Origin of the sequence: Caballeronia jiangsuensis, assembly GCF_046030135.1 — a bacterium.
Taxonomy (GTDB): domain Bacteria; phylum Pseudomonadota; class Gammaproteobacteria; order Burkholderiales; family Burkholderiaceae; genus Caballeronia; species Caballeronia jiangsuensis.
The window spans coordinates 1-290 of sequence record NZ_JAQQDB010000159.1 but is presented as its reverse complement, the minus strand read 5'-3'; the positions used below and the strand labels follow the sequence as shown (position 1 = coordinate 290).

Annotated in this window: 1 protein-coding gene; it reads right to left on the bottom strand. The window is 63.8% G+C overall.

Translation table 11 applies throughout. The annotated features are described in order from the left end of the window. The coding region (locus tag PQR08_RS38790) for a condensation domain-containing protein (RefSeq protein WP_408164536.1) at window positions 1-290 on the bottom strand (290 nt) is incomplete at both ends.

Here is a 290-nt window from a genome sequence, read left to right as displayed (position 1 = left end):
GCTTCGGCCCCGGGCAGCAAGGTCAGCGTGAGGCCGGGCAAGGCGAGCGCTTCCATCGGCGCGTTCTGCAACACGAACATGACCTGAAACAGCGGCGTGCGACTGGTGTCGCGAACCGGCGCGAGTGCTTCGACCAGCTTCTCGAAAGGCAAATCCTGATGCGCATACGCGGCAAGCGTCGTGTCGCGCACCTGTGCGAGCAGATCGCGTAACGAGGGCGAGCCTGACAGATCGGCACGCAGCACCAGCGTATTGACGAACAGGCCGATAAGCGGCTCGATCTGCGCATG